The organism is Halomonas sp. ND22Bw (assembly GCF_003011945.1).
Classification (GTDB): Bacteria; Pseudomonadota; Gammaproteobacteria; order Pseudomonadales; family Halomonadaceae; genus Halomonas; species Halomonas halophila.
Window position 1 is genome coordinate 1 of the sequence record NZ_PXWD01001806.1, and the last position, 235, is coordinate 235.

Consider the following 235-nt stretch of genomic DNA (forward strand, 5'->3'; position numbering starts at 1 on the left):
TGCGCTCAAGCAGGACGGCTACACCTCGGGTCAGTTGACGGCCTTCTCGATCAACCCCGACGGCACGATCACCGGCACCTACTCGAACGAACAGACGCAGCTGCTCGGGCAGGTCGTGCTCAGTTCCTTCGCCAACCCGAACGGCCTGGAGCCGATGGGCGAGAACGTCTGGAAGGAAACGCAGGCATCGGGCGCCGCGCTCACCGGTACGCCGGGCCCGGGCACCCAGCTGGGC

1 protein-coding gene is annotated in these 235 nt (G+C 67.2%); it reads left to right on the forward strand.

The genetic code is table 11. The annotated features are described in order from the left end of the window. Positions 1–235, forward strand: a 235-nt coding sequence (locus CVH10_RS24510) for a flagellar hook-basal body complex protein (RefSeq protein WP_146143414.1), incomplete at both ends; no start/stop codon positions are given.